This window comes from Mycobacterium sp. SVM_VP21 (assembly GCA_024758765.1).
GTDB classification, from domain to species: Bacteria; Actinomycetota; Actinomycetes; order Mycobacteriales; family Mycobacteriaceae; genus Mycobacterium; species Mycobacterium heraklionense_C.
Genome location: CP101406.1, coordinates 1,717,060 through 1,743,960 on the forward strand (window position 1 = coordinate 1,717,060; position 26,901 = coordinate 1,743,960).

The window sequence follows — 26,901 nt, forward strand, 5'->3', positions numbered from 1 at the left end:
GGGATGTCTGGCGTTCGGCCGCCGCCGGCTGGGGGCGATTCCAGGTGCGGTCCTGCCGGAGATTTTGTTCACGGGCTCGGCGCATCTGATGGTCAAAGCACCTCCCAAAAGCGGTCAACCTCGACATGATGGTGCCGGGAGCACTGGCCGCTACGACCAAAGGAGCCCTTTGTGTACGACCTCACGATCACCGGTGGCACCGTCGTTGACGGAACGGGAGAACAGCGCTACCTGGCAGACGTCGGTGTCCGGGACGGACGCATCGTGGCCGTCCAGCGCCGCACCGGAGCCGATGATCCGGGGCTGACCGGGCCGGCAACCGAAACGATCGATGCCACCGGCAAGGTGGTCGCACCGGGGTTCGTCGACATCCACACCCACTACGACGGGCAGGTCAGCTGGGACAGTCTGCTGGAGCCGTCCAGCGGTCACGGTGTGACGACGGTGGTCACTGGTAACTGCGGGGTCGGCTTCGCCCCGGTTCGGCCGGGCCGCGAGGAGTGGCTGATCAAACTGATGGAGGGAGTCGAAGATATCCCTGGCACCGCCCTGACCGAAGGCATCACCTGGGGGTGGGAGAGCTACCCCGAGTACCTCGACAAACTCGAGCGTCAGAGTCTCGCCGTTGACGTCGGCAGCCAGGTCGCGCACGGCGCCATCCGTGCTTACGCCATGGGAGACCGCGGCGCCCGCAACGAGCCGGCCACCCCGGACGACATCGCGGCGATGAGCCGGCTGGTGCAGGAGGCCATTGAGGCTGGGGCGCTGGGATTCTCGACGTCACGCACCCTGGCGCACCGGGCCATGGACGGCGAGCCGGTACCGGGCACGTTCGCCGCCGAAGATGAACTGTTTGGCCTGGGCCGGGCCATGGCGGCCGGCGGACAGGCGGTCTTCGAACTGGCGCCGCAGGGGGCGGCCGGTGAGGACATCGTTGCGCCCAAGAAAGAGCTCGAATGGATGCAGCGCCTGGGTGCCGAGATTGATCGGCCGGTGTCGTTCGCGTTGATTCAGGTCGATGCCGACCCGAATCTGTGGCGCGAACAGCTGGATATCTCCGCGGCCGCCCATCAGGCCGGCAGCGCGCTGTACCCGCAGATCGCCGCGCGACCGTTCGGCATGTTGCTGGGCTTCCCCGGGCATCACGCGTTCACCCACCGCCCGACCTACCGCCGGCTGAAGGCCGAATGCAGCCGCGCCGAACTCGCGCAGCGCCTCGCCGAACCGGCGGTCAAGGCGGCGATCCTGTCCGAAGACGACCTGCCGGTGGATCCGTCTCTGCAGTTCGACGCGATGTTTGCGCTGGTCCAGCATTCCCTGCACCGCATCTACGACCTGGGTGACCCGCCGGACTACGAGCCGACCCCGGAGCGCTCGGTGGCAGCGATCGCCGCGGCGCGCGGCGATGATCCGTTGGCGACGCTGTATGACCTGATGCTGGCGGCCGACGCCGGCTCGATGCTGATGTTGCCGTTCTTCAACTACGCCGACGGCAACCACGACGCGATCCGCGAGATGCTCACCCACCCCGCCGGCGTGCTGGGTCTCTCCGACGGCGGCGCGCATTGCGGAATGATCTGTGATGCCTCCTATCCCACCTACCTGCTGACACATTGGGCGCGCGATCGGCATCGCGGCGACAAGCTGCCTTTGGAGTACGTGGTGCGCAAACAGTGCCGCGACACCGCGCAGCTGTTCGGACTCAATGACCGCGGGGTCATCGAGGTCGGCAAGAAGGCCGACATCAATGTGATCGATATGGATGCGCTGACCCTGCAGCCGGCCCGGATGGCTTATGACTTGCCGGCCGGCGGGCGCCGTCTGCTGCAGGGGGCGAGCGGGTATGTTGCGACGATCGTCAACGGTACCGTCACCCGGCGTAACGGCGCCGACACCGGTGCCCGGCCTGGGCGTCTGGTGCGTGGAGCGCGCTAGTAGGCCACCACCGAAAGGAACCAGCAGTTGTCTCGGATGCATCCGTGTGAGCAGGTCGGCCTCGATTTCCTCGAGCGTGCGCCGCAGCGGTTCAGCAACAGCGTTGACCTGGCCGTCACGCCCGATGAGATCTGGGAGGTGCTGGCCGACGCCGAAGCCTGGCCGCACTGGGCGAGTGTCATCACCAAGGTGACCTGGACCAGCCCCGAACCGCACGGTATCGGCACCACCCGCGTCGTCGACATGCGCGGCGGCATCGTCGGAGACGAGGAATTCCTGGCTTGGAAACCCGGAAAACACATGGCATTTCGTTTCAACGCGAGTTCGACCTCGGCGTTGGCGGTGTTTGTCGAGGATTACATCATCGAGCCCACCCCGCAGGGATGCCGGCTCACCTGGACCCTGGCCAATCGGCTGACCGGGCCGGCAGCGTGGTTCTCGCCGATCAGCGGGCCACTGATGAATCTGGGGTTCCGCCGCTTCCTGGTCAACCTGCGCCGCTACACCGACCAGCGTTTCGCGACGGCGGGCCGCGGGTAGATGACCGCGTCCGGATGGTTACCGGACCAGGGTGCTTCGCAGGCCGGCCGGGTAGCCGTCGTGACCGGCGCGAACACCGGCGTCGGCCTCGAAGTCGCGCGGGGACTGGCGATTCTGGGCGCCACGGTCGTGCTGGCTTGCCGCAACACCGACGCGGCTGCCGCGGCCCGGCTAGATATTCTCCGATCGGCTCCGGCCGCACGTGTCGACGTGGTCCATCTGGACGTCAGTGACCTGGCGTCGGTACGTGCTTGCGCGGACGAGCTGCGGGTCGGGTACCCGGTCATCGACATCCTGGTCAACAACGCCGGTGTCATGCACCAGACCCGGCACCTGACGGTCGACGGCTTCGAAGGCGACTTCGGCACGAACTTCCTTGGGCCGTTTGCGCTCACGGGACTCCTGCTCGATCGCGTACTCGCCTCCGCGGCGGGACGGATCATCGCGGTGAGCAGCAAGACCCACCGCAGTGGCCGGATCGCATTCGATGATCTGCAGTTGGCGACGTCGTTCACTCCGGCGAGGGCCTATACCCAGTCCAAGCTTGCCCAACTGATGGCCACCTATGAACTGCAGCGGCGGCTGGAATCGGCTGCCAGTCCGGCGATCGCGTTGGCGGCGCACCCGGGTGGCACCCGAACCTCGATCCTGCGTGAGCAGTCCCGGGCGGTCCGCTGGGTGTTCAACAGCCGGTCTCGTTATCTGACGGGCTGGTTCACTCAAGGCCCCGCTGAGGGGGCGCTGCCGATGTTGCGGGCGGCGACCGACCCGGCCGCCACGGGTGGTCAGTTCTACGGACCGGGCGGGCGTTTCGAGCAGATCGGCCCGCCGGTGCAGGTTCAGGCCGCCGGCCGAGCCTGTGACGCCGACGCGCAGCGGCGGTTGTGGACGGTCGCCGAAGATCTGACCGGCGTCACCTACTCGCTGACGTGCGATCCGGCCTAGCGCTGCGCGCGGCGCTCACCGCCGGGGCGATCCACCGGCGCAGCAGGCGACGTAGTTCGTCGCCCGATGCCGGCAGCGGCGCCAGGATGAATGACTGCAGCGTGCGCAGCACCATCTCGATAATGTCGTCGATGCCCTGATCGTCGAATCCGGTCCAGTCGACGTCGAGGCGCTCCAGCAGGGAGTGCCCGAAGCTTCGGCCGGTGTCGGTCGTGACGGTCACGGCGAAGGCGCTGGCCTGTTGAGTGCGCAGCAGCAGGCCAAGATAGGGGTCGTGAGGGAGGCGCTCCAGGGTGAGCGCGACGCCCTCGGCGACCGCTTCGCCGGGATCGGTCATTCCCGACAGGGCTGCGGCGAGCTGGTCCAGGAAGGCGCCGGCGCCGTCGGCGGCGGTTGCCGTCAGCAGCTCCTCGGTGCTGGGGAAGTAACGGTAGACCGTCTGCCGGGTGACGCCGAGCGTGCGTGCGACGTCGGCGATGCTGGTCTGCTCGCCCCGTTCGTCGATGGTCTGGCGAGTGGCGCGCAGAATCCGTGCCACCGCCTCCTCGTCGCTGGCGGGCACATTCCCGCCCCAACCGCGGGTGCGCATCAGAACCTCCGTGCCCAGGTGCGACGACGATTCATAGCCGGAACCGTAGCCGCGGTCGCCGCCGCCTGGCGCAATGCCCGCTGTTAGCCGCGCCGTGTCTTGAATGCTAAGCAGGTGCAAACGCGTCGTCGCGGGTATTGCCATGATCGGCGGGAAGAGATCTTTGGACCGGTCGTCACCATCTGGAATGGGCCACGAGTTCGGCTACCAGGGCGTCGACGGCCACCTCAAGACCCAGTCGATCTGGTCGGCACTGTAGAGGTCAGCGTGGCAGATTGGGCCACCAGACCCGATCGCCGATCAGTGAGAACAGCGCTGGAATCACCAGGGTGCGAACGACGAACGTGTCCAACAGGATTCCGAGTCCGACGATGATGCCCAGCTGGGTCAGCACGATCAACGGCAGCACCCCGAGCACGCAGAACACCGCGGCCAGCACGATGCCGGCACTGGTGATGACTCCGCCGGTGGCTGATACCGCGCGCACCATCCCGTCGCGGGTGCCGTGTGCGGGCGTCTCTTCGCGGGCGCGGGTCACCAGGAAGATGGTGTAGTCCACGCCCAGGGCTACCAGGAACAGGAATGCGAACAGGGGAGTGCTGTTGTCCAGCGCCGGAAATCCGAACAGGTGCAGGCTGGCCCAGCAACCCAACCCGAGCGCGGCGAGTGCGCTGAGCACCGTCGCCGTCACCAAGACCGGCGGGGCCAACACCGCCCGAAGCAGCACGAACAGCACGGTGAGCACCACCAAAAGGATCAGCGGGATCAGCACCGCGCGGTCGCGCACGGCCGCATCGCGCACATCGAAGGCCTGTGCGTCGGCGCCACCCACCAGCGTGCGTGCATCTACCGCACCGACCGAATGACGAAGGCCAGCAATGGTATTGAAAGCCATTTCTGTTGCCGGAGCGGCGTCGAGCACCACCGACCACATGGTTCGTCCGGTCTCGGAAACGCCCGTCTGGACCACCGAGACGACGCCGGGGACGGCGGTGATCGCCTGTTTGAGTTGCTGCGACCGGGCGGTGGCGCCGATCACGACGGTAGGACTGGCCGCGCCGTCCGGAAAGTGTGCTGCCAGCGTGTCGAATCCGGTCACCGAGTCGGCCTGTAACCGGAACTGCTCGGTCTGCGACAAGCCGATCCCGGCGCCCAGTAGGCCGGTGGCCGATACCGCCAGGACGGCGATCGCCGCCGTGCACACCAAGACCGGACGCCGTGAGACGGCCTCGGCGACGCGGTGCCACGGTCCCACCTGCGTCACCGCATCACCTGTGGCCCGGGGAATGAACGGCCAGAACACCTTCCGGCCGACCAACGCCAGCAGTGGAGGCAAGACCCACAGCACGAACACGGCGGCCACAACCAGCCCACAGCTGGCGCAGATCCCGAGACTGCGGGTGCTCGGGGTGACCGCCAAGATCAGCGTCAGCAGCGCCAGCACCACAGTGGCATTGCTGGCCAGGATCGCCGGGGCGGCTGCGGCCACCGCACGTCGCAGCGCGTCGCGATGCTCGGGTTCGGTTCGCAGTTCTTCGCGATAGCGTGAAATCAGCAGCAGCGCATAGTTGGTGCCGGCCCCGAAGACCAGGACGCTGGTAATGCCTGCGGTGGAGCCGTCAAAGGTCACGCCCGCTGCGCGTGCGACATCAGACCCCACCACGGTGGCTACCCGATCGGCGAACGCGATCACCATCAGCGGTACCAGCCACAACACCGGCGAACGGTAGGTGACGATCAACAGCAGCGCCACCACCAATGCGGTGACCGCCAGCAGGGTGACGTTGGCGCCGGTGAAGGCATCGGCGATGTCGGCACCGAACGCCGGTCCGCCGGTGATGTGGGTCGACAGTGTCGGTGGCAGGCCGTCGGCAGCCGCCGCCCGCAACGCTTTGACGGCATCGGTGAGTGCGAAACCGGACAACTCGGCAGTCAACGGCACGGTCGCCAGGGCCGCCTGACGGTCGGTGGACAGCAGTACCGGCGGGGCGGGGCCGGCGAGCACCTGCGGCACCTGCGCCATGCGGTCGCGGGCCGCATGCACCGCCGCGATGTCGGCCGGTGTCAGTGGCGCTCCATCGCTGCGGGTGGCGACCAACAGCGCGGTCGCCTGCTCCCCGCCGGCGAAGGTGGACAGCGCCGCGGCGGCGCGGGCGGATTCGGAGTTGGCCGGCAGCGCCTCGGGTGATTGGGTCGCGGCCGCGTTGTCGTTGTTGAGCACCATCAGTGCGACCGCGATCAGGATCGGAACCAGCGCGACGAGCCAGGAACGACGGCCAGTGACGGCGGCGGACAAACGCTCCCAAACCATCCGGCGAGCATGTCACCGAAACTTTGGCCGAACAACCGAATGCGCTCTGATCACCTACGGTGAGACTCAACTGGACCAGCTTCTCTACCGCCAGGGCGATTGGCGGCGGCACCAACCACTCCATCCAGTTCACCATCAGGATTCAGCCCGCGCCGCCGGTACCGGGCGAAGCCACCAGCTACCGCATCGACACCCTCAGCATCGCCGGTACCAAACCCGATGGTTTCGCGTTTTCGGTGGTCCCGTCGCTCGGCGAGACCAGTGCGCGGGCGATTTGGTTCCGGCCGCTACCTGAAAATCAGCAGACGGGAATCGGCTGATCGTCGTCGCGATGGCCGAAAATGCCGAAGTTGTCGACCAAGTGCGCTGACGGTTCGGGAGACCAGTCCCACCCGGCGATCTGACCGCGGGAACGCCGGCTGAACAATCCGCGCAGCAGCTCGTAGCCGTCGGCCCGCAAAGTGGTCACGGATTCTCCGGAGCCGCAACGCCATTCCTGCCCCAGTTCATCGCTGATCACCAGCGCCGCGGTATCACGCAGCAGCCGTCCGGGCAGGCGACCCAACACGTCCAGGAACGGCTGCCAGTGCTCGCGGTCGATCCGCGACAGTCCCAGCGCCTCGTGCAGGTCCCCCTCATGGCAGATCGCGTCGGCGGCGAGGTTGGGCCCGGCGAACCGCTCCGGAAGACTCGCCTCTGCCGCCGGGGAGGCGCGCTCCCACTCCTCGAGCAGCTCGCCGACCGGGCGGTCGCGCCGTTCCGCCACGTGCCGTGCGGTCCAGTATTCGCCCGGGGCGCCGTCGAGCCGTTGAGCCAGGACGTCTGCAGCGCCACCGGTCAGATGAGCCAACACATCGTGCACCGACCATCCGGGAGTCGCCGGAACCGCGAGGCTCAGCTGGTCCTCGGTGAGTCCGGCCGCCAGGCTGCTGATCCTGCCGCGCGCGGCCCGGTAGCTGGCGTCAAGCATGGGAGCCTCCTGTGTCGTGGCGTCGGTAAACCAGTGTGCGCAGCAGCTTTTGGGCCAGGCGCCGGTCTGTGGTGTTCTGCGAGCAGGCCAACAGCCAGCCGGTGCCAGTTCGCACCGCGACACTGGTGTTGATCCGCACACCCCGATTTCGGCCCTGCGCGCTCTTGGTCACGACGGCACGTGAGTGGATCAGCGCGACATCCGGTGTCACAAACCGAAGAGTAGATTCCTTGAGTTCGAGCCGCGTCCCTCGCAGCAGGTTGGCGAACAGCGGCGCATACGCCGCGGCAATAGCCTCCCGACCTTGGTAGCGGTCGCCCAGGAAAGTGACGTAGTCCGCGTCGGGGGTGAAGACGGATGCATAGGCCGCGGCATCGCCCGAGTTCCAGCCGCCGACCTGTCGGGCGAGCAGCTCTTGGAGCGCGGTTTCGTCGGCGGTCATGAGGCGAGCCTGGGTCCCCGCAGGTTGGCGAGCAGGATGCGGGCCAGCAGCACCGGATCGCGCAACCGCGCTGGGGAATCCACCAGGTTGCGCACCCGTAGGACGCGCTCGGTGACGGCGATGTCGCGGGACACGGCGGTCCCTACCGCTTCGGTGAACCACCCGCCCAGCCGGCGCCGAATCGGGTGCGGGTGGTCGTCGGCAGCGGGACGATCCTGGGCGGCGTTCGCCGCCCAGATCGGTCCGATCTGGGCGGCCGCCGCGCGGAAGAATCGCTGCGACAGGTCCGGACCACCGGCTGCCAGACAGTCACGTAGCGCCAGCGCTTGCAATGCTGCCACCGTCATCCCTTGTCCGTGTAGCGGATTGAGCCGGCAGAGCCCATCGCCGATCACCACCAGCCCTTCGGGGAAGCGCGTCATCTGGTGGTAGCGGCGCCACAGTGCACCGGTGTCATGAGAGACCGCGATATCGCCCACCGGTCTGGCGTCGCGCAGCCCGGCCATGATCGATGCCGGAAGCATCTGCCTGGCCGCTACCTGCATGGCGGTGAAATTTCTTGGGGGAGAGCCGTAGTCACCGTGGCGGGCGATCGACAGCATCCAGGCGTCATGCTCGTAGGCCACCAGTAGCAGACCGGGATAGGCGCGGCCCTGGTTGATGAAGACCAGCTGGTCGTCGAGCCGTCCGGGCGGGATGTGCAGCAGCTGGCTGGAGTAGGCCCAAGCGGGGCGCAGGCGGTGGTCCGGCACGCAGCCGAAGCCGTGTCTGGCCAGGAAGCCGGCAGTACGCGAGGCCCGTCCGGTGGCGTCGATGACGAGGTCGGCGGGCAGAACCTGGGTGAGTTTGTTGTCCCGGTTCGTGACGCGCACACCGCGGACGACGCCGCGATCGTGCACCGGCTCGATCGCGTCGTGGCCGTCGAGGAACGCGACGTTACCGAGCTTGTCGACGCGCCGCCGGACGTGGAACTCCATGAAGGGTCGGCTCGCGCTGTAGATCGCCAGGGCTTGGGGATCGGCGAGTGTGCCCGTCCGGGTCAGCTCATGGCTGCCGATGCGGGCGTAGCGCCCAGACAGATCACCGTTGTCGATCACCACCGCGCCGGCGGTGGCGAGCTCGTCGAGAATCCCCGGAAACAGTTCGCCGAGGATGCCCGTGCCACGGGTGAGGAAGCTGTGCAGATGGCGCCCCTGCGGGACCCCCTTGCGTTGGGCCGGGTGATCGGGGAGCCGATCGCGGTCCACGACCGTGACGGAGTCGTAGGACTCCGATACCACTCGGGCCGCCAGCAACCCGGCTATCCCGGCTCCCAGCACCACCGCAGACGTACCCGAACTGACCATCGCAAGCCCCTCTCCGTGACGCAAGGGACCCACGATACAGGCAAATTAAGAAAAATAAGAGTATCTTGGCGTCACAGTAAGATTCTTAGCCGGCGGGGACGGGCGGTGGCGGCGTCAGGGCGGGCGGTGTGGGCGTAACGACCGGCGACTTCTGCGCGAGCGTGAAGGTGCCTTCACGCTCGTCCTGCGACGTGCGGCCAACTTCACGCTCGGCGGGGTGGGCAGCCGGTTCCGGGGCCGGCCGCCGGTGCACGTTGATCGGCCACCAGAACCACCGGCCCAGCAGTGCCGCGATCGACGGGGTGATCAGGCTGCGGACGATGAACGTGTCGAACAGCAGGCCCAGTCCGATCGTGGTGCCGATCTGGCCGACGGACCGCAGGTCGCTGGCGATCATGGCGATCATGGTGAAGGCGAACACCATCCCGGCCGCCGTCACCACCTTGCCCGTGGCGCCCATCGCCCGGATCAGGCCGGTGCGCAGACCGGTCGCAGTACCGCTGTAGATCTCTTCCTTCATCCGCGAGACCACCAGCAGGTTGTAGTCCGACCCCACTGCCAGCAGCACGATCACCGACATCGCGATCACCAGCCACTGCAGTTCGATACCGAACACGTACTGCCACAACAACACCGACAGCCCGAACGAGGAGGCCAACGACAGCACCACGGTCCCCACGATCACGATCGAGGCCACCAGCGCCCGGGTGATCAGCAGCATCACCACGAAGATCAACACGATGGCCGCGATCGCCGCGATCAGCAGGTCGTAGTGCGCACCGGTCTGGATGTCGGCGTAGGTGGCAGCGGTGCCGCCCAGATAGAACTTTGCCTTGGCCAGCGGCGTGCCCTTGACGGCTTCCTTAGCGGCTTGCAGCTCAGCGCCCACGTGCGAGATCCCGTCGACGGTCGCCGGATCGGTGTCGTGCGTGATCAGGATGCGCGCGGCCTGGCCATCCGGCGACATCATCAACTCCATCCCGCGCTGAAAGTCGGGACTGTCGAACGCCTCCGGCGGCAGGTAGAACATGTCGTCGTTGCGGGCGTCGTCGAAGACCTGGCCCATCACCGCCGCAGTGTCGGTCATCTGCTCCAGCTGCGTCACCACCTGGCTGAAACTGCTGTGCATGGTCAACATCAGGTCGCGCATGTTGGTGGTGATGGCGATCATCGGCGGGATCTGTTCGGCGATGGCCGGCGTGATCGCGTCGACCCGGTCCAGCTGATCGGCCAGTGCCGTGGTGTTCTCCGCCAGTTTGTCGAAGCCGTCGGTGGCGTCGAACATCGACCGGAACGCGTTGCAGACGCCGATGTTGACACAGTGCGGCTCCCAATAGAAGTAGTTCCGCAGCGGCCGGACCTCGTCGTCGAAGTCGGCGATCCGGTCCCGGACCTCGGCCATGGTGCCTTCCATCTCGTGGGTCGCCTCGTCGGTGCCGTGCGTGGCATCGGAGAGCTGCACGGTCAGGCCGTGCAGCCGGTCCATCACCGTGATCATCGACGAGAGCTGGTCGGCCATGGTCTGGGTGTCGTCGAGGCGGGCCTTGAGGAACTGCAGGTTTTCTCGCATCGTGACGCCCTGGGCGCTGATCTGGAACGGCACCGATCCGTGTTCCATGGGCGGGCCCAGCGGCCGAGTGATGCTCTGCACCCGTTCGATGCCGGGCACCCGGAAGATGTTGCGGGCGATGCGGTCCAGCACCAGCATGTCGCGGGGATTACGCATGTCGTGATCGGACTCGACCATCAGCATGTCGGGGTTCATCCGCGCGGAGCTGAAGTGCTTCTCGGCCGCGGCGTAGCCGATGTTGGACGGCACGTCGGCGGGGATGTAGTGCCGGTTGTCGTAGCTGGTCTTGTAGCCGGGCAGCACCAGGACGCCCACGGCTGCAACGGCACTGGCGGCGGCCAGAATCGGCAGCGGCCAGCGCACCACAGCGGTGCCCACCTTGCGCCACCCACCGGTCTTGGTGACCTGCTTGGGGTCCAGCAACCCGAAGCGGCTGCTGACCGCAAGGACCGCCGGAGCGAAGGTCAACCCCATCGCCAGGATGGTGAACATGCCCAGGGCGCACGGCACCGCCAGGGTGTTGAAGTAGTTCAGCCGGGTGAAGTGCAGGCACAGCATTGCCCCGGCGATGGTCAGGCCGGAGCCCAGGATGACGTGGCTGACGCTGGACAGTGTTGTGTTCTGGGCGGTTTCGCGCTCCTCACCGGCATTGCGTGCCTCGTGGTAGCGGCCGATCAAAAAGATCCAGTAGTCGGTTCCGGCCGCGATGGCCAGCGCGGTGAGGATGCTGACCACGAATGTCGAGATCGCGAAGACGTGGGAGTTGCTCAGCACCGCGATCAGCCCACGGGCCACGCTCATCTCGGTGACGACCACCAGCAGCCCGATCAGCGTGGTCGCGATCGAGCGGTAGACCACCAACAGCATCACCGCGATGACGGCCATGGTGATACCGGTCATCTTCACCATCGAGGCATCGCCAGCCTCGTTGGTGTCGGCGACCAGGGCCGCCTGGCCCGTCACGTAGGCGCGCAGTCCGGCCGGCGGGTCGGAGTCCTCGACGATCTCGCGCACCGCGTCCACCGATGCCACACCCTGCGCCGAGCCTTGGTTGCCCGCCAGATGCACCTGCACGTAGGCGGCCCGGCCGTCCTCGCTCTGCGAACCCGCCGAGGTGACCCGGTCACCCCAGAAGTCCTGCACGTGTTCGACGTGGGTGGTGTCGGCCTGCAGGGTCGTCACCAGCTGGTCGTAGTAGCGGTGTGCGGCGCCGTCCTGGTCGCCGAGCGCCTCGTCACTCTCCAGCACGATCATCAGCACGCTGTCGCTGGTGAACTCACCGAACTTCTCGCCGATGTGCTTCATCGCGATCACCGATGGGGCGTCCTGCGGGGAGAGCGAGACGGCGTTGCGGGCGCCGACGACCTCCAGTTGCGGCACCAGCAGATTGGTCGCGGCGGCCGCAGCAAGCCAGAACAGGATGATCGGGATGGCACACACGCGGATCAGTCCCGGGAACCACGGAGCTCCTGCGCCGGCGGGGGTGTGGTGGCTGCTCATGCCGCCTTCACCACGCAGAATGTCGCGGCGCTGTGGCCATCGGTCTGGTGTTCGTCGCGCAGTTCGCCGTTGACGGTGATCCGGCAGCCCAGCTCGTGGCTGTCGCCCTGGGCCATGACGTTGGCGAACACGCTCGGTTGCGTGGTGGTCAGCGTCAGCGACCAGGGCAGCGAGTGGAACTGGGCTTCCTGGGACTGGGCGCGCTCGTCGACGTAGCTGACCATGCCCGACGTCGACTCGGGGCCGTAGAGCTCGTAGGTGACATATTTCGGCACTGTGGAGACGATCTCGCCACCGGTGCCGCCGGCGACTGCCGCGCCGTCCGCGCCGAACACGCCGTGGAACCGGTAGATGACCAGCCCGCCGATCGCGGCGACCGGGACGATCACCAGCACGATCCACAGTCGCTCGAGCGGTCCGCGAAGACCCCTCGGCTTTTTCTTTGCGCTCATGACGGTTAACCTTACGACCGTAAAGAAACAAGTGTAAAGTTAAACAGTGCCAGCTCACACTTGCGCGCGAGATGTTATGCAGAACGCAAGTGAGGACAACTAACAAACCGTTAGGATCACCGCGTGCCCACCCCCCCTCGTCGGCGCAATATGCGAGGTCACGGCGCGCTGCTGCGCGACGAGATCCTGGCTGCCGCTGTTCGGGTCATCGACGGTGCAGACAGCGAAGCCGAGGTTTCGCTGCGCGGCATCGCCCGGGAGGCCGGCATCGCCGCACCCTCGGTGTACGCGCACTTCGACGACCTGGACCGGGTGCTCGAGGCAGTCGCCGAATCGAGCTGGGTTCAGGTCTCCGACGAGATCGCCGAGCACGTCCAGCAGGCCACTGACCCGCGGCAACGCCTGCTCATCGGCTGTCGGGTGTATGTGTCATTCGCGCAGCGCCATCCGCTGCGCTACGCGCTGATGACCCAGGACGGTCACGCCCCGCCGGCGGCCCGCCGGGCGCTGGCCGTCGTAACCCGAGGGTTGCTGGCGTGCCGGGGCGAGACGCCGGATTCGGACTCGGATCCCGATTCGGACCGGATCGCCGCGGCGTTGTCGGTGGCATTGCACGGCGTCGCGATGCTGCACCGCACCGACGCCCCGAATCTGTGGCTCAGTGATTTCAGCACCGACCAGGTGATCGGAACACTGGTTGACGGCGCCACACTGCTGCTGGCCGAGGCCGAACGCGTCTGAGCTGAAGGCCATCGGGACCTGTCCGTGGCAGCGGTGGTATCCCGCGCGACTTACAGGCAATTTTCATTGAATGCTCAGCTCAAGCGGCCATACGCTTTTGATATCGAGCTCTTCTCTCGCGTCCCGAGGACATGCCATGAATACAGCGCTTCGTCCCTATGCCACCGCCGGTATCACCCTGATCAGTGCCGGACTGCTTGCCGCGACGCCAGTGGCGACGGCTGGTCCTGAGCTGGTGTTACGCGCGGTGCAGCTGACCGCCGGCCAAGATGTGGGCCTGGTCGTCGGCGGCACCGGCACACCGATTCCGTCGCAGGACTACATCGACGGCGCCAATGCCTACATACAGCGGATCCTGCCCGGTGCGGTCTCACAGGGAGTTTTCACCCCCGAGGGCGGGTCGCCGATCTACACCGGCGTCAAGAGCCTGCCGTTCGATACCTCGTTCGCGCAGGGCACCACCATCCTGACCGCCGACATCGAGAATCAGGTCGCCGCCGGCAACACCGTCGCCGTGTTCGGCGAATCGCAGAGTTCCACGATCTCCGGCATGGTGATGCCGAATCTGGAGGCCGACGGTGTCGATGCCAACGCGGTCAAGTTCGTGCTGGTCGGTGACCCCAGCAACCCCGACGGCGGACTGCTGGAGCGCTTCGAGGGACTGAGCCTGCCGGCGCTGGGCATCACCTTCAGCGGCGCCACCCCGCCGGACACCATCTACGACACCACCATCTACACCCAGGAGTACGACGGCTTCGCCGACTTCCCGAAGTACACCCTGAACTTCCTGTCCGACCTCAACGCGTTCCTGGGCATCGAGTTCGTCCACCCCACCTACCGGGATCTGACCCCCGGCCAGATCGACAACGCCATCCAGCTGCCCACCACCGCCGGCTATGACGGCAACACCACCTACTACATGGTGCCGATGGCTGACGGTCAGGTGCTGCCGCTGCTGCGGTTGTTCGAGGGCATCCCGTTGATCGGCAAGCCGCTGGTGGACCTGCTGAACCCGGCGTTGACCCAGATCGTGAACCTGGGCTACGACAACCCCGACAACGAGGGCTGGGATGTCGGGCAGGCCAATGTGCCCACCACGTTCGGGCTGTTCCCTTCGACCGACCAGCTGATGACGGCGCTGAACAATATGGGCCCCGCCTTGCAGCAGGGCTTCCAGGCGTTCGTCAACGATCTGGAGCACCCGGCGGCCACGGCCGATGCGTCGGGGCTGTTCGCCGGTCTGCTGGCGGGAAGCGGCGCCGGTGGTGCCCTGCCGAGCTTCACCGACATCGTCAACGGTCTGACGTCGGCGTTCTCGCAGGGCTACGCGACATTGTTGCCGCAGGCCGACATCCTGACCTCGTTGCTGGTCAACATGCCCGCCTACGACATCAGCCTGTTCACCGAGAACCTCAGCAATCCGATCGACGCCATCGGCCTGCCGTTGGCCGCCGATACCGGGCTGCTCACCCTGGCCGCCGGCATCGACCTCATGGTGCTGCAGGAGACCCTCTCGTCGATCAGCAGCACCCTGCAGGGTCTGTTCTGAGCCGAAAACCCGCCCGTCCGAGTCGGACTTCGGCGACGCGTCCACGGCGTGTCCCGTCGTGAGATTCTAATTTCGCGGGTGGGGCGGGGCCTAGCCGCCGCTGGGAGCGGGGGCTGGCGGCCGAGCCTGCGGCACGAAGCCCTTCAAGACGTCCGGCAGGCCCACCGATTGCTGGGGCACCGGTGCACAGGTGGGCGGGCATTCGGTCAGCTGCCAGGTCTGGCAGCGGTCGGTCCGGAACGCGGTGTCGCTCGGCTCGATCAGCACGACCTGTGACTTCTTGGTCATCGCGCTGTCGAGGGTCTTGTCGCCGCCGATACGGCGCCAGTAGCAGGCCGCGCCGTCACGCGGGCCGTCGGAGCGGTAGGTGCCCGGCACGATGTCCTTGCCGACCGCGAAGGTGCCATCGCCGTCGATAACCTGCTTAGGCGCGGGCGGGGGAGGAGGGGCCGGCTCAGCCCCGGCGATCCCGGCCGCGGTGCACCAGGTTGCCAGCGCGAGCGCCGTCGTCCCGGCCAGCTTCATCGATCTCATACCTAACGAAGGTACCGGGGAGGAATCGCAGAGGACGGCTCGTCGCCTGCCGTTTACGGTTTGACGCCGACCGTGATCAGATCCGAAACGACCAGCGTCCAGGCCGGACGCGCCACGCGATGCTGGTCGGGAACGGTGAAACCGGCGTCGGTGAACAGCGTGCGCATCTCACTGGGCGTCGGCTGCCGCGCCGGGTTCCACCGGATCCCGGTCAGCGCCTTGAGCGGGTCGGACAGGCGGGGGCTCATCGCCGTGACCGCGGCCATCCCGCCCGGCGCCAATACGCGGTGGAACTCGCGCACCGCGGCCGGCTGGTTGAAGAAGTGAAACGCGGAGCTGGTGACCACCGCATCGAGCGCGTCGTCTTCAAACGGCAGCTGTTCGGCGGGCCCGGTCAGCCACTGCACGCGCGACGAGCGTTCCCGTGCCTCGTTGAGCATGCCGTCGGACATGTCCACCCCGTAGACCGCGGCTGGGGACAGTTCACGTTCGATGCGGTCGGCCAGGATGCCGGTGCCGCAGGCGATATCGGCCACCCGGGCCGGCTTGTGCGACCGCAGTGCGGCGATCAGCTCGTCCTGGGCGGGACGATAGACCCAACGTTGCAGAAATCGGGCGTCATAGGCCGGAGCGGCGAAGCTCCAAAATCGGGTGACGACGTCATTGAACGCTTGGCGCGGAGCTTGAGACGACATGGTCTGAAATCTACCGGCAGCACTCGGGAACAAGTGCTCTGAGAGGGTTCTGAGAGGGTATAGCCATGACCGTCTGCTACCGGCATCCCGATCGGGCCACCGCGCTGCGCTGTACCCGCTGTGATCGCTACATCTGTGGCGACTGCATGCGCAGCGCCGCCGTCGGCCAGCATTGCGTGGAGTGCGCCCAGGCGGGCGGAACGCCGGTGCGCCGGGCGGCGCGGCCACTGGTCCGCGCCGCCGCGGGAACACCGGTGGTCACCTACGGGCTGATCGCGCTGAGTGTGCTGGCCTTCATCGCGCAGATGGCGTCGCATGAGATCGAGTCCGAGTTGGTGCTCTGGACACCGGCGGTGGCCGACGGGCAGATCTACCGCCTGCTGACGTCGGCGTTCCTGCACTACGGCCCGATGCACCTGCTGCTCAACATGTGGGCGCTGTACGTGGTGGGCCCCGAACTCGAAGGCCTGCTCGGCCGGGTGCGATACAGCGCGCTCTACCTGCTCAGCGCGCTGGGCGGCTCGGTTGCCGTGTATCTGTTGGCGCCGATCACCACCGCGACCGCCGGCGCTTCGGGCGCCATCTTCGGCTTGTTCGGCGCCACGCTGGTCATCGGACGCCGGCTGCGGATGGATGTCCGTGCGGTGGGCGCGGTGATCGTGGTCAACCTGATCTTCACCTTCACCATTCCGCACATCAGCTGGCAGGGACACGTCGGTGGTCTGATCACCGGGGTGCTGGTCGCGTTCGCCTACGTCTATCCGCCGCAGGCGAACCGGACCCGGATTCAGGCGGTGGCCAGCCTTGCGCTGTTGGCGCTGTTCATCGCGCTGATCTGGTGGCGCACTGCCGAATTGGTCTACTGATCGCGAGCGTGTCATCCGGCTGAGACGCCTGCTCGCCCCCTAAGCTTTCGGTGGTCCACCAGCGAGAGGATCGACCAATCGGCGCCAACGGCGACCAAGATGACATGAGTCGACCGGCCGGGAACCGGACTCGCCGGGCCACCTCGATGCGCACTTCGGGTAAATCCCGTTGGGTTGCGCCGGCCCCGCGTGCCGCCCGGTTGACCACCGCGCGCGCCGCGGACCGGGTTCGGCGGGAGCGACGACGTCCGGGCATTCATGCCCTGGACGGTCTGCGCGCGCTGGCCGTCGCGTTGGTGTTGGCCGACCACGGTGGCATCCCCGGGCTCTCGGGTGGGTTCCTGGGTGTGGACCTGTTCTTTGTGCTCAGTGGATTCCTGATCACCTCGCTGCTGGTCGACGAGCTGGGTCGGACCGGCCGCATCGACCTCACCGGGTTCTGGATCCGGCGCATCCGCCGGTTGTTGCCGGCTCTGGTGCTCATGGTGCTGACCGTCGCGATCGCCCACGAGCTCCTGCCGTCGGAGGCGGTGGTGGGTCTGCGCGAGGATGCGATCGCCGCCTTCTTCTGGGTGGCCAACTGGCGGTTCGTCGCTCAGAACACGGACTACTTCACCGAGGCCGGCACTCCGTCGCCGCTGCAGCACACTTGGTCGCTGGGCGTCGAGGAGCAGTACTACTTCCTCTGGCCGCTGCTGCTGATCGCGATCGCGTTGCTGTTAGGGGCCCGCGCCCGGCGCCGCGGCGGGTGGGCCACCGTCGGCGGGGTGCGACTGACGGTTTTCCTGTTGGCCAGCGCGGGGGCAGCGGCGTCGGCGACTGCCGCAGAGATGCTGGCCTCGGAAGCCACCCGCGATCGCGTCTATTTCGGCACCGACACTCGCGCGCAGGCTCTGCTGATCGGTGCCGCGGCCGCGGCTCTGCTGGTGGGGGACTGGCCGGCGCTGACCGCCGGCTGGTCGGTGGTGCGGAGCCGCCGCTCGCTGTGGGTCGCCCGTCTGCTGCCGCTGGCCGGCCTGGCCGTGCTGGCGATGGCGGTCCACCGGGCCACCGGTACCGCCGCGGAGTTCCATGGCGGCCTGCTCACCCTGGTGGCCGTCGCGGCGATCGCGGTGATCGCCCCGGTGGCCCTGCACCAGAGCGGCCTGCTGGCCCGGGCGTTGGCCTGGTCTCCGCTGGTCTGGCTGGGGACCATCTCCTACGGCGTGTACCTGTGGCACTGGCCGGTGTTTCTGGTCCTCAACGGCCAGCGCACTGGATGGTCGGGGTGGGCGCTGTTCGGCGTGCGGTGCGCCGCGACGCTGGTGCTGGCGGCGGTGTCGTGGTGGGCCTTCGAGGAACCGATCCGCCAGTGGCGGCCCGCGCGGGTGTCGCTGCTGCCGCTGGGGGCGGCCGTCAGCGGCACGGCGGTGGCGGTCACGTTGCTGGTGGTCCCGGTCGTTGAGCTGCCCTCGGCCGAAAACGGTGTGTCCCCGGACGTGGCTGCGGCCGCGGCGGTATCCTCCTCACCCCCGCAGCCTCCGTCGCGGCTTTCGGATTCCAAGAAGCCACGACCGCAGCCCGTGCGGCACGACCCGAATCGGCCGCGCACCGTGTCGGTGTTCGGTGATTCGATCGGCTGGACCCTGATGCACTATCTGCCGGACACGCCCGGCTACGACTTCATCGATCACACCGTCGTCGGCTGCAGCATCGTGCGAGCCGGCCCGTACCGCTGGGCCGGCAAGACCATCGATCAGGGCAAGGAGTGTGACGGATGGCCGGCCCGCTGGACTCGGCAGGTCAAGGCCGACCAGCCCGACGTCGTGTTGTTGTTCGTCGGCCGCTGGGAGACCGTGGACCGGGTCAACGAGGGCCAGTGGTCGCACATCGGCGACCCGACCTTCGACGCGTATCTGACCGCGGAGCTCCGCCGTGCGCTCGACGTGCTGGAGTCCGCCGGCAGCCGGGTCGTGGTGACGACCGTGCCCTACAGCCGTTACGGCGAGCGGCCCGACGGCAGTCTGTGGCCCGAGGACAATCCGGAGCGCGTGGACCGCTGGAACGCCCTGCTACGCCGGGAAGTCTCCGGGCGGAGTGCCGTCACGGTGATGGACCTGAACAAGAAGCTGGGGCCGGCCGGCACCTACACCGCCAAAGTCGACGGCATCAAGGTCCGTAGCGACGGTATTCACCTCACGCCCGAAGGGGTCAAGTGGCTGCTCCCGTGGCTGGAGGAATCGCTGAGCTGACCCTCACTGGCAAACAGCCGTGAGTGCAACGTCACACCCGTTCAGGCATCCTCAATTAAGTTAGTTTTGCTAACGTAGTTTACATCGGCGCAGACCGCGCCCTTGAAAGCCAAAAAAGTCAACTTTCGCGAGATATTCATCAGAGGTTTGAACATGCCCACTGTTTCCACCACAGCTGACGAGGAGCAACTCGCCCGCCACATCACCGATCTAGTCGCCACCGACCCGCAGTTCGCCGCTGCCCGTCCCGACCCGGCCGTCGCCGCCGCTGTCGAAGGACAGTCGCGGCTGGCCCAGATCGTCCGGACCGTCTTCCACGGTTACGCCGAGCGCCCGGCGCTCGGCCAGCGTGCGGTCGAGTACGTCACCGATCCGGCCACCGGCCGTACCGCTGCCGCACTGCTACCGCACTACGAGACCATCACCTACGGCGAGCTGGGGGAGCGAGTCCGAGCCGCTGCCGCCGCCCTGTCCGCCGGCGCGGTGCGGCCCGGGGACCGGGTTGCGGTGCTGGGGTTCACCAGTGTCGACTACACCGTCATCGACGTGGCGCTGGGCCAGATCGGCGCTGTTTCAGTGCCGCTGCAGACCTCGGCGGCGATCAGCACGTTGGTGCCGATCGTGACCGAGACCGAGCCCCGGGTCATCGCTGCCAGCGTCGACTCGCTGCCCGATGCGGTCGAGCTGGTGCGGACGGGCCCGGCCCCCACCCGCCTGGTGGTCTTCGACTACCACGAGCAGGTCGACGACCACCGCGAGGCGCTTGCCGATGCGCGGGCGCGACTGGCCGGCGTCGAGGTGGTTGTCGAGCCGCTGTCGCATCTGTTGACCCGCGGTCACGCGCTGTCTTTGGCGGACCTACCGGACTTCGGCGACGACGCCAACCCGCTGGCATTGCTGGTCTACACCTCGGGCAGCACCGGCGCCCCCAAGGGTGCGATGTACCCGGAGAGCAACGTGGCCCGGATGTGGGTGCGGTCGACCAAGAACTGGTTCGGCCCGACTGCCGTCTCGATCACGCTGAACTTCATGCCGATGAGCCACATCATGGGCCGCGGCATCTTGTACGGCACCTTGGGTAACGGCGGTACCGCCTACTTCAGCGCACGCAGCGATCTGTCCACCTTCCTCGAAGACCTCGCCCTGGTTCGTCCGACCGAACTGAACTTCGTCCCCCGGATCTGGGAGATGCTCTACCAGCACTTCCGCAGCGAAGTCGACGGTGTGAGCGCAGACCGGGCCGCCGCCGAAGCTCAGGTCTTGGCGCAGATGCGCGCCGAGCTGCTCGGCGGGCGGTGCGTGTTCGCGATGACCGGCTCGGCGCCGATCTCCGATGAGCTGCGGTCTTGGGTCGATCAGCTCACCGAGCAGCACGTGCTCAACGGCTACGGCTCCACCGAAGCGGGCATGGTGCTCTTCGACGGCGAAGTGCAGCGGCCGCCGGTTCTCGACTACAAGCTGGTCGATGTGCCGGACCTGGGCTACTTCGGCACCGACACCCCACACCCGCGCGGTGAACTGCTGCTCAAGACCGAGAACCTGTTCCCCGGCTACTACAAGCGTCCTGAGGTGACCGCCGAGGTGTTCGACGTCGACGGCTACTACCGGACCGGCGACGTGGTAGCCGAGATCGAACCGGACCGCCTGGTCTACGTCGACCGGCGCAACAACGTGCTCAAGCTGGCCCAGGGCGAGTTCGTCACCCTGGCAAAGCTGGAGGCGGTGTTCGGCAACAGCCCGCTGGTGCGCCAAATCTACGTCTACGGCAACAGTGCTCAGCCCTACCTTCTGGCCGTGGTGGTCCCGACCCCGGAAGCTGCGGCGCGCTTTGAATCCGAGGCCGCCCTCAAGGCCGGTATCGCCGAGTCGCTGCAGCAGGTGGCCAAAGACGCCGACCTGCAGTCCTACGAAGTTCCGCGTGACTTCATCGTCGAGACCGAGCCGTTCACGCTGGAGAACGGACTGCTGACGGGGATCCGCAAGCTGGCCTGGCCGAAGCTGAAGGCGCACTACGGCGATCGCCTTGAGCGCCGCTACGCCGAGCTGGCGCAGGGGCAGGCCAGTGAGTTGAGCGAACTGCGTCAACATGGGGCGCAGCGCCCCGCGCTGGAGACCGTCAGTCGCGCCGCAGCAGCACTGTTGGGGGCCTCGGCCGGCGACTTGGCCCCAGAGGCCCACTTCACCGACCTGGGTGGGGACTCCCTGTCGGCGCTGACGTTCGGCAACCTGCTGCGTGACATCTTCGACGTCGACGTGCCGGTGGGCGTGATCGTCAGCCCGGCCAACGATTTAGCGGCGATCGCCGACTACATCACCGCCGAGCGGAGCGGCTCCAGACGGCCCAGCTTCGCCTCGGTGCACGGCCGCGACGCGGTCGAAGTGGCTGCGGCCGACCTGACCCTGGACAAATTCCTCGACGAGGCGACCTTGGCCGCGGCACCGTCACTGCCCGGCCCCTCCGAGCAGGTGCGCACCGTGCTGTTGACCGGCGCGACCGGCTTCCTCGGCCGCTACCTGGCGCTGGAGTGGTTGCAGCGGCTGGCCCCGGTGGACGGAAAACTGATCTGCCTGGTGCGTGGCAAGTCCGACGAGGATGCCCGCCGCCGGTTGGACAACGTCTTCGACAGCGGAGACGAACAGCTGCTGGCCCGCTACACCGAACTGGCCGCCAAGCATCTCGAGGTCATCGCGGGCGACAAGGGCGAGGCGAATCTTGGTTTGGACCAAGAGGTTTGGCAGCGGCTGGCGGACACCGTGGACGTGATCGTCGACCCGGCGGCGCTGGTTAACCACGTGCTGCCCTACCGCGAGCTGTTCGGGCCGAACGCGCTCGGCACCGCCGAGCTGATCCGGGTAGCGCTCACCAGCAAGATCAAGCCGTTCACCTACTTCTCCACAATTGGTGTGGGTGACCAGATTCCGCTGGGCAAGTTCACCGAGGACGCCGACGTCCGGGTGATGAGTGCGGTCCGGGCGATCAACGACGGCTACGCCAACGGTTACGGCACCAGTAAATGGGCCGGCGAGGTGCTGTTGCGTGAGGCCAACGACTTGTGCGGCCTGCCGGTCGCGGTGTTCCGCTGCGACATGATCCTGGCCGACACCAGTTACGCCGGCCAGCTGAACCTGCCCGACATGTTCACCCGGATGATGTTCAGCCTGGTGGCGGCCGGTGTGGCGCCCGGTTCGTTCTACGAGCTCAGCGCTGACGGTCAGCGGCAGCGCGCGCACTACGACGGCCTGCCGGTGGAGTTCATCGCCGAGGCATCCACGGCGCTCGGAGCCTTCGCGAGCGGCGGGTTCACCACCTATCACGTGATGAACCCGTACGACGACGGTCTGGGGATGGACGAATTCGTCGACTGGCTGATCGAAGCCGGTTACCCGATCCGGCGGATCGCCGACTACGGCGACTGGTTGCAGCGGTTCGAGACCACCCTGCGCGCGCTGCCGGAAAACCAGCGCCAGGCGTCGCTGCTTCCGCTGCTGCACAACTACCAAAAGCCGCAGCCGCCGATCTGCGGGTCGATCGCGCCGACGGATAGGTTCCGGGCTGCGGTGCAGTCGGCCGGGATCGGGCCTGACCCCGAGCATCCCGACATCCCGCATGTCACGCCGGCGGTGATCGTCAAGTACGTCACCGATCTGCAACTGCTCGGGCTGCTCTGAACGAAGCGCTGAATAGCGCTAGCCGCGAATGGGTTTCGGGACGGTATTGGTCGCCGCCAGTTAGGCGGCCGGCACCGTCGCGACCCGTTTGCGGTTGACGGTCCCGTATTTCGATGCCACCATGGTGGACAATGCCACGACATGCCCGTGTGTCCCGACCGGAAGGGGGTGAGGGCGAAGTGAGTTCTAGTGACGGTCCGCATCCGTATCCGTGTTCCACGATCGATTTGTTCCTCACCGGTTCCGGCGCCTCCGCTAACGTATTTTCCAAAGCCTGAACCACGAGTTCCGCCGACCCGTAAGGGGTTGTGCCGGCCGGTGAGTTTCCCGGCAGGAGAAAATCATGGCTTTCATCACCATCAGTGTTCTGGCTCTCGACGGCTCGACGAACCACCAGGCGGGAGATCGCATGGTGAACCGGCTGCGCAACCGCATGGCCGCCCGTCGCGAAATGCGTCGCGAGCAGCGTGCTCAGCGCTACGTGGCGCACATGCCCACAGCGGTGCTCGGCGCCTGCTGACGCGGTGCGTCCCGGGCCGAGGCCAAGGCGAGCGTAGACGCGGCGAGCAATCGCCGCGTCTACGCTCGCCTCAGGTCTTAAGCCCTAGGCCTGCACGATGATTGGGTCGCCCAGATGCACGGAGTTGAAGTACCAGGCGGCGTCGTCGGGGCTCAGGTTGATGCAGCCGTGGCTGACGTTCGAATAGCCCTGGGAGCCCACCGACCAAGGAGCGGAGTGCACGTAGACTCCGCTCCATGTGACCCGAACGGCGTACTCGCCGTTGAGCAGGTAACCCTCCGGGTCATTGAGCGGGATGCCGATTGTGCGCGAATCGAACTTGATGGTGCGCTCTTTCGACAAAGCGGTGAAGGAACCGATTGGCGTGGGGCGCTTGGGTTTACCCATGGACGCAGCCATGATCCGCTGGATCTCGCCGTTGACACTGACGGTAAAGGTGTGGTCGGAGATGTCGGCGAGTCCCACGACCGCGTCGCCGGTCTCGAAGCCCGTTGACATCCCGTGGGCGTCGACGCTGATCTTGCTGTGCGGTGACCAGTAGCCGTCCGGGACCCACTGCACGACATCGCTGCTTGTCCATTCAAAATGACCGGCATTGTTGCCCGTGGAGTTGATGTGGATCCCGCGTTCGGCGGCCGCCCGGTTCCCAACCGGTCCGTTGAATGTCACGATCACCGGGTAGGCCACCCCCACGACCGAGCCGGCGGCCGGCTCGATCGCCGCGACGGCCAGTCCCGGTGCCGGTGAACTCTGAGCCGCTTCGCTGATTCCGGCCGTCACCCCTATAGACCCGAGAGCCAGGGCCACCGACCCGGCAATCGCCACAATTCCCCGCCTCACGTTGCGCATGCCGTCCATTGTGCCAACAGCAGCGCCGTCAGCGCAGGTTTAGCCGTCCTGCGACGCGCTGAGCAGGTCTCCCCACGCCGCCTCGGTCCCGGTCGAGCCGATGGTGTGGATCGCGAACATCGACCCGCCGGCCAGCGCGATCACCACGGTGACGACTCCCAGCCGCAGCAGTGAACCGACGTTGCTACCGCGCGACAGCGCCACGTGCAAACCGGCCAGCAATGCCGCGGCGACCGCAAGGCCCAACGCCATATAGAGGCCGTACTCGCCGGCGGCCATGTGTGCGTCCAGCTTGGGCGACGGGGCGACCTTGCCGGTGTCGGCCAGCCACTCGCCAGCGGTGACCGTGAGCGGCGTCACGAGCAGCGTGACGGCGGAAAATGTCACGATCAGCCAGACCAATCGCCGTCGGGCCGCCGGCCATACCGCACACACGATCAGCAGGACCGCGGTCAGCGGGACCAGCGAGACCACCACGTGCAGCAGCAGGACGTGTGCGGGCAACCCGGCGATTGTCGACATGAACGTCCTCTCTGCGGCGATCAGGCGGTGCTGGCGGCGTGCGCGGCCGCCGACTCCGACAGCGGTTCGTAGCGGGCGAAGCCGCGGGTGAACGAACCGGCGCCGTGGGTCAACGATCGCAGGTCGACCGCGTACCGGACGAGCTCGGTCTGCGGTACTTCGGCCTTCACGCAGGTGCGGTCGGCGCCGACTTTATCGCTGCCCAGCACCCGGGCGCGGCGGGCGGACAGATCGCCCATCACCGCGCCGACCAGTTCGTCGGGTATCAGCACGGTCACGTCGTCGATCGGCTCGAGCAGTCGCACGGTCCCGTTGGTCGCGGCATCACGGAGTGCGGCTGCGCCTGCCATCTGGAAGGCAAAGTCCGAGGAGTCGACGCTGTGCGCCTTGCCGTCGATCAGGGTGACCCGGATGTCGACCACCGGATACCCGCCGCCGGCGTCGCCGGTCAGCCCACGCTCCATCTGGGCGCGAATACCCTTCTCCACGCTGGGAATGAACTGGCGGGGCACGGCCCCGCCGACCACGCGGTCGACGAACCCGAAGCCGGCTCCTTGCGTCACCGGCTCCACTTCGATGTCGCAGATCGCGTATTGGCCGTGTCCTCCGGACTGCTTGACATGACGGCCGTGGCCTTTGGCCTTGGTGGCGAACGTCTCTCGCAGTGCCACCCGCAGTCCGACCGTGTCCACCGATACCGCATAGCGGTGAGCCAGCGCGTCGAGCACGATCCCGGAGTGTGCTTCACCCATGCACCACAGCACGGTCTGATGGGTTTCCGGGTTCCGCTCGATGCGCAGGCTGGGGTCCTCGGCGGCCAGCCGGGCCAGCCCGACCGCAAGCTTGTCCTCGTCGGTCTTGGCGTGCGGAATGACCGCCACGGGCAGAAGCGGATCCGGCATCGACCACGGTTTGCACACCAGCGGTTCGTCCTTGCCCGACAAGGTGTCTCCGGTCTCGGCATGGCTGAGGCGGCCGATGGTGCAGATGTCCCCGGCCATCACGACCGTGGCCGGGCGCTGTTGTCTGCCGAGCGGAAACGCTAGGGTCCCGATCCGATCGTCTTCGTCGTGGTCGCAGCGACCGGTACCAGCGCCGAAGAAACCCGCGCAATGACCGCTGACGTGGATTCCGCTGTCGGGCTTGATGGTTCCGGAGAACACCCGCACCAGGCTGACTCGGCCCAGATAGGGATCCGATGTCGTCCGCACGACTTCGGCCAGCAGCGGCCCATCCGGGTCGCAACTGAGTCCGGTGCGCGCCACACCGTTCGGGTTGAACACCTCCGGAAGCGGATGTTCCGGCGGCGCGGGGAAGCCGGTCGTGATGACCTCAAGCAGTTCGGGCACGCCGATGCCGGTGACGCTGCACGCCGGGATGACCGGGAAGAATGAACCGCGCGCCACGGCGCGTTCCAGATCGGTGGTGAGCACCGTCGGGTCGATACGCTCCCCGCCCAGGTAGCGGTCCAGCAGCGACTCGTCTTCCGACTCCTCGATGATCGCCTCGATCAGCGCGCCACGCTGCTGCTCGGCGCCGGGCTCGGCCGCCAACAGATCGATCAGGCCTGCGCTCTCGCCAGGCGCGGGTAGATACAGCGGCAGCACGGTGTCGCCGAACGCCGCCCGGGCGCCGGCCAGGCGGGCCGGAAAGTCGGCACGTGCGTGGTCCAGCTTCGTGACGACGACCGCACGCGGCATGGCGACCCGGCTGCATTCCTGCCACAGCGCGCCGGTCGCGTCGTCGACGTCTTCATTGGCCGCGATCACGAACAGCGCACAGTCGGCGGCCCGCAGCCCGGCGCGCAGTTCTCCCACGAAGTCGGCGTAGCCCGGGGTGTCGATCAGGTTGACCTTGACACCGTTGTGCGCCAGCGAGGCGCATGCGACTCCGACCGAGCGCTGCTGACGGAGCTCCGCGTCGTCGTAGTCGCAGACTGTGCTGCCATCGGCGATGCAACCGGCTCGAGGCAACACCCCGGCGGCCACCAACATCGCCTCGACCAGCGTGGTTTTTCCGGAGCCGGGCGGACCGACCAGAACGACATTGCGGATGGCGGCCGGTGTGGCCGCGGTCGGGGCAGCAGCGCCGCCCCGCGAAGTCCCGGTCTTGTCTGCCATGGGAG

Annotated in this window: 22 protein-coding genes; 10 read left to right on the forward strand and 12 right to left on the reverse strand. The window is 67.2% G+C overall.

Translation table 11 applies throughout. The features are described from left to right. Positions 1 to 171 precede the first annotated feature (171 nt). Genes NM962_08195 through NM962_08205 form a run of 3 tightly spaced genes read left to right on the forward strand, consistent with a single transcriptional unit; the run spans position 172 to position 3,420 of the window. The gene (locus NM962_08195) at positions 172 to 1,935 is read left to right on the forward strand and encodes an amidohydrolase family protein (protein UVO14020.1); all 1,764 of its coding nucleotides are present in this window, start codon (positions 172 to 174) and stop codon (positions 1,933 to 1,935) included. 36 nt (positions 1,936 to 1,971) lie between these two features. Then, entirely contained in the window at positions 1,972 to 2,475 is a 504-nt protein-coding gene (locus NM962_08200; GenBank protein ID UVO14615.1) for an SRPBCC family protein, read from the forward strand. After that, positions 2,476 to 3,420, forward strand: a complete 945-nt coding sequence (locus NM962_08205; GenBank protein UVO14021.1) for an oxidoreductase — start codon at positions 2,476 to 2,478, stop codon at positions 3,418 to 3,420. It begins immediately after the preceding gene. Here the strand turns inward: NM962_08205 and NM962_08210 are convergent. Both NM962_08210 and NM962_08215 read right to left on the reverse strand, forming a co-directional pair. Continuing rightward, complete coding sequence (locus tag NM962_08210; protein UVO14022.1) at positions 3,389 to 4,009, reverse strand: TetR/AcrR family transcriptional regulator; 621 nt, start codon at positions 4,007 to 4,009, stop codon at positions 3,389 to 3,391. The two genes, NM962_08205 and NM962_08210, sit on opposite strands and share 32 nt — an antisense overlap. 262 nt (positions 4,010 to 4,271) lie before the next feature. Continuing rightward, positions 4,272 to 6,320 (reverse strand): MMPL family transporter, encoded by a 2,049-nt coding sequence (locus tag NM962_08215; GenBank protein ID UVO14023.1) that lies wholly within the window; start codon positions 6,318 to 6,320, stop codon positions 4,272 to 4,274. A 59-nt stretch (positions 6,321 to 6,379) separates the two neighbouring features. Here NM962_08215 and NM962_08220 point away from each other — a divergent pair, with 59 nt between their 5' ends. Further along, a complete protein-coding gene (locus tag NM962_08220; GenBank protein UVO14024.1) occupies positions 6,380 to 6,640 on the forward strand; it encodes a hypothetical protein in 261 nt (86 codons plus the stop codon). Here the strand turns inward: NM962_08220 and NM962_08225 are convergent. From NM962_08225 to NM962_08245, 5 genes are all read right to left on the reverse strand, one after another. Further along, a complete protein-coding gene (locus NM962_08225) occupies positions 6,619 to 7,290 on the reverse strand; it encodes a maleylpyruvate isomerase family mycothiol-dependent enzyme (protein UVO14025.1) in 672 nt (223 codons plus the stop codon). The genes NM962_08220 and NM962_08225 overlap by 22 nt on opposite strands. Continuing rightward, positions 7,283 to 7,732, reverse strand: coding sequence for an SgcJ/EcaC family oxidoreductase (locus NM962_08230; GenBank protein ID UVO14026.1), 450 nt, complete (start codon positions 7,730 to 7,732; stop codon positions 7,283 to 7,285). The genes NM962_08225 and NM962_08230 overlap by 8 nt, the downstream gene beginning before the upstream one ends. Continuing rightward, positions 7,729 to 9,078: a hypothetical protein gene (locus NM962_08235; GenBank protein ID UVO14027.1), complete on the reverse strand. Its 1,350-nt coding sequence runs from the start codon at positions 9,076 to 9,078 to the stop codon at positions 7,729 to 7,731. Before NM962_08235 ends, NM962_08230 begins: the two co-directional genes overlap by 4 nt. A gap of 85 nt (positions 9,079 to 9,163) precedes the next feature. Further along, positions 9,164 to 12,148 (reverse strand): RND family transporter, encoded by a 2,985-nt coding sequence (locus NM962_08240; GenBank protein UVO14028.1) that lies wholly within the window; start codon positions 12,146 to 12,148, stop codon positions 9,164 to 9,166. Next, positions 12,145 to 12,600, reverse strand: coding sequence for an MmpS family protein (locus NM962_08245; protein ID UVO14029.1), 456 nt, complete (start codon positions 12,598 to 12,600; stop codon positions 12,145 to 12,147). Before NM962_08245 ends, NM962_08240 begins: the two co-directional genes overlap by 4 nt. Positions 12,601 to 12,723: 123 nt before the next feature. Between NM962_08245 and NM962_08250 the strand changes: the two genes are divergently transcribed. Together NM962_08250 and NM962_08255 are read left to right on the forward strand one after the other, a co-directional pair. After that, positions 12,724 to 13,341, forward strand: a complete 618-nt coding sequence (locus tag NM962_08250; protein UVO14030.1) for a TetR/AcrR family transcriptional regulator — start codon at positions 12,724 to 12,726, stop codon at positions 13,339 to 13,341. A gap of 136 nt (positions 13,342 to 13,477) precedes the next feature. Next, a complete protein-coding gene (locus NM962_08255) occupies positions 13,478 to 14,890 on the forward strand; it encodes a PE-PPE domain-containing protein (protein ID UVO14031.1) in 1,413 nt (470 codons plus the stop codon). A 90-nt stretch (positions 14,891 to 14,980) separates the two neighbouring features. Here NM962_08255 and NM962_08260 read toward each other — a convergent pair whose 3' ends face one another. Both NM962_08260 and NM962_08265 read right to left on the reverse strand, forming a co-directional pair. Beyond that, entirely contained in the window at positions 14,981 to 15,424 is a 444-nt protein-coding gene (locus NM962_08260; GenBank protein ID UVO14032.1) for a hypothetical protein, read from the reverse strand. A gap of 53 nt (positions 15,425 to 15,477) precedes the next feature. After that, a complete protein-coding gene (locus tag NM962_08265; protein ID UVO14033.1) occupies positions 15,478 to 16,119 on the reverse strand; it encodes a methyltransferase domain-containing protein in 642 nt (213 codons plus the stop codon). A gap of 65 nt (positions 16,120 to 16,184) precedes the next feature. On the opposite strand from NM962_08265, the gene NM962_08270 reads away from it, so the two are divergent. From NM962_08270 to NM962_08285, 4 genes are all read left to right on the forward strand, one after another. Next, positions 16,185 to 16,985: a rhomboid family intramembrane serine protease gene (locus NM962_08270; protein UVO14034.1), complete on the forward strand. Its 801-nt coding sequence runs from the start codon at positions 16,185 to 16,187 to the stop codon at positions 16,983 to 16,985. 146 nt (positions 16,986 to 17,131) lie between these two features. Continuing rightward, positions 17,132 to 19,216 carry an acyltransferase gene (locus NM962_08275; GenBank protein UVO14616.1) on the forward strand — a complete coding sequence of 695 codons (2,085 nt, stop codon included), beginning with the start codon at positions 17,132 to 17,134 and terminating at the stop codon, positions 19,214 to 19,216. 153 nt (positions 19,217 to 19,369) lie between these two features. Continuing rightward, positions 19,370 to 22,885 carry a carboxylic acid reductase gene (locus NM962_08280; GenBank protein ID UVO14035.1) on the forward strand — a complete coding sequence of 1,172 codons (3,516 nt, stop codon included), beginning with the start codon at positions 19,370 to 19,372 and terminating at the stop codon, positions 22,883 to 22,885. A gap of 343 nt (positions 22,886 to 23,228) precedes the next feature. Next, a complete protein-coding gene (locus NM962_08285) occupies positions 23,229 to 23,405 on the forward strand; it encodes a hypothetical protein (protein ID UVO14036.1) in 177 nt (58 codons plus the stop codon). An 84-nt stretch (positions 23,406 to 23,489) separates the two neighbouring features. Here the strand turns inward: NM962_08285 and NM962_08290 are convergent, their stop codons facing one another. Genes NM962_08290 through NM962_08300 form a run of 3 tightly spaced genes read right to left on the reverse strand, consistent with a single transcriptional unit; the run spans position 23,490 to position 26,896 of the window. After that, complete coding sequence (locus NM962_08290; GenBank protein UVO14037.1) at positions 23,490 to 24,263, reverse strand: L,D-transpeptidase; 774 nt, start codon at positions 24,261 to 24,263, stop codon at positions 23,490 to 23,492. A 30-nt stretch (positions 24,264 to 24,293) separates the two neighbouring features. After that, positions 24,294 to 24,776 (reverse strand): hypothetical protein, encoded by a 483-nt coding sequence (locus NM962_08295; GenBank protein UVO14038.1) that lies wholly within the window; start codon positions 24,774 to 24,776, stop codon positions 24,294 to 24,296. Positions 24,777 to 24,796: 20 nt separating this feature from the next. Then, positions 24,797 to 26,896, reverse strand: a complete 2,100-nt coding sequence (locus NM962_08300) for an elongation factor G-like protein EF-G2 (GenBank protein ID UVO14039.1) — start codon at positions 26,894 to 26,896, stop codon at positions 24,797 to 24,799. Between the last annotated feature and the right edge of the window lie 5 nt (positions 26,897 to 26,901).

Bases quoted from the DNA above. Each gene is read 5' to 3' on its own strand.
- NM962_08295 (UVO14038.1), bottom strand. From the start codon at position 24,776: ATGTCGACAATCGCCGGGTTGCCCGCACACGTCCTGCTGCTGCACGTG.
- NM962_08300 (UVO14039.1), bottom strand. From the start codon at position 26,896: ATGGCAGACAAGACCGGGACTTCGCGGGGCGGCGCTGCTGCCCCGACC.
- NM962_08245 (UVO14029.1), bottom strand. From the start codon at position 12,600: ATGAGCGCAAAGAAAAAGCCGAGGGGTCTTCGCGGACCGCTCGAGCGA.
- NM962_08265 (UVO14033.1), bottom strand. From the start codon at position 16,119: ATGTCGTCTCAAGCTCCGCGCCAAGCGTTCAATGACGTCGTCACCCGA.
- NM962_08290 (UVO14037.1), bottom strand. From the start codon at position 24,263: ATGGACGGCATGCGCAACGTGAGGCGGGGAATTGTGGCGATTGCCGGG.
- NM962_08240 (UVO14028.1), bottom strand. From the start codon at position 12,148: ATGAGCAGCCACCACACCCCCGCCGGCGCAGGAGCTCCGTGGTTCCCG.
- NM962_08235 (UVO14027.1), bottom strand. From the start codon at position 9,078: ATGGTCAGTTCGGGTACGTCTGCGGTGGTGCTGGGAGCCGGGATAGCC.
- NM962_08260 (UVO14032.1), bottom strand. From the start codon at position 15,424: ATGAGATCGATGAAGCTGGCCGGGACGACGGCGCTCGCGCTGGCAACC.
- NM962_08270 (UVO14034.1), top strand. From the start codon at position 16,185: ATGACCGTCTGCTACCGGCATCCCGATCGGGCCACCGCGCTGCGCTGT.
- NM962_08215 (UVO14023.1), bottom strand. From the start codon at position 6,320: ATGGTTTGGGAGCGTTTGTCCGCCGCCGTCACTGGCCGTCGTTCCTGG.
- NM962_08280 (UVO14035.1), top strand. From the start codon at position 19,370: ATGCCCACTGTTTCCACCACAGCTGACGAGGAGCAACTCGCCCGCCAC.
- NM962_08255 (UVO14031.1), top strand. From the start codon at position 13,478: ATGAATACAGCGCTTCGTCCCTATGCCACCGCCGGTATCACCCTGATC.
- NM962_08205 (UVO14021.1), top strand. From the start codon at position 2,476: ATGACCGCGTCCGGATGGTTACCGGACCAGGGTGCTTCGCAGGCCGGC.
- NM962_08275 (UVO14616.1), top strand. From the start codon at position 17,132: ATGCGCACTTCGGGTAAATCCCGTTGGGTTGCGCCGGCCCCGCGTGCC.
- NM962_08230 (UVO14026.1), bottom strand. From the start codon at position 7,732: ATGACCGCCGACGAAACCGCGCTCCAAGAGCTGCTCGCCCGACAGGTC.
- NM962_08225 (UVO14025.1), bottom strand. From the start codon at position 7,290: ATGCTTGACGCCAGCTACCGGGCCGCGCGCGGCAGGATCAGCAGCCTG.
- NM962_08210 (UVO14022.1), bottom strand. From the start codon at position 4,009: ATGCGCACCCGCGGTTGGGGCGGGAATGTGCCCGCCAGCGACGAGGAG.
- NM962_08200 (UVO14615.1), top strand. From the start codon at position 1,972: ATGCATCCGTGTGAGCAGGTCGGCCTCGATTTCCTCGAGCGTGCGCCG.
- NM962_08285 (UVO14036.1), top strand. From the start codon at position 23,229: ATGGCTTTCATCACCATCAGTGTTCTGGCTCTCGACGGCTCGACGAAC.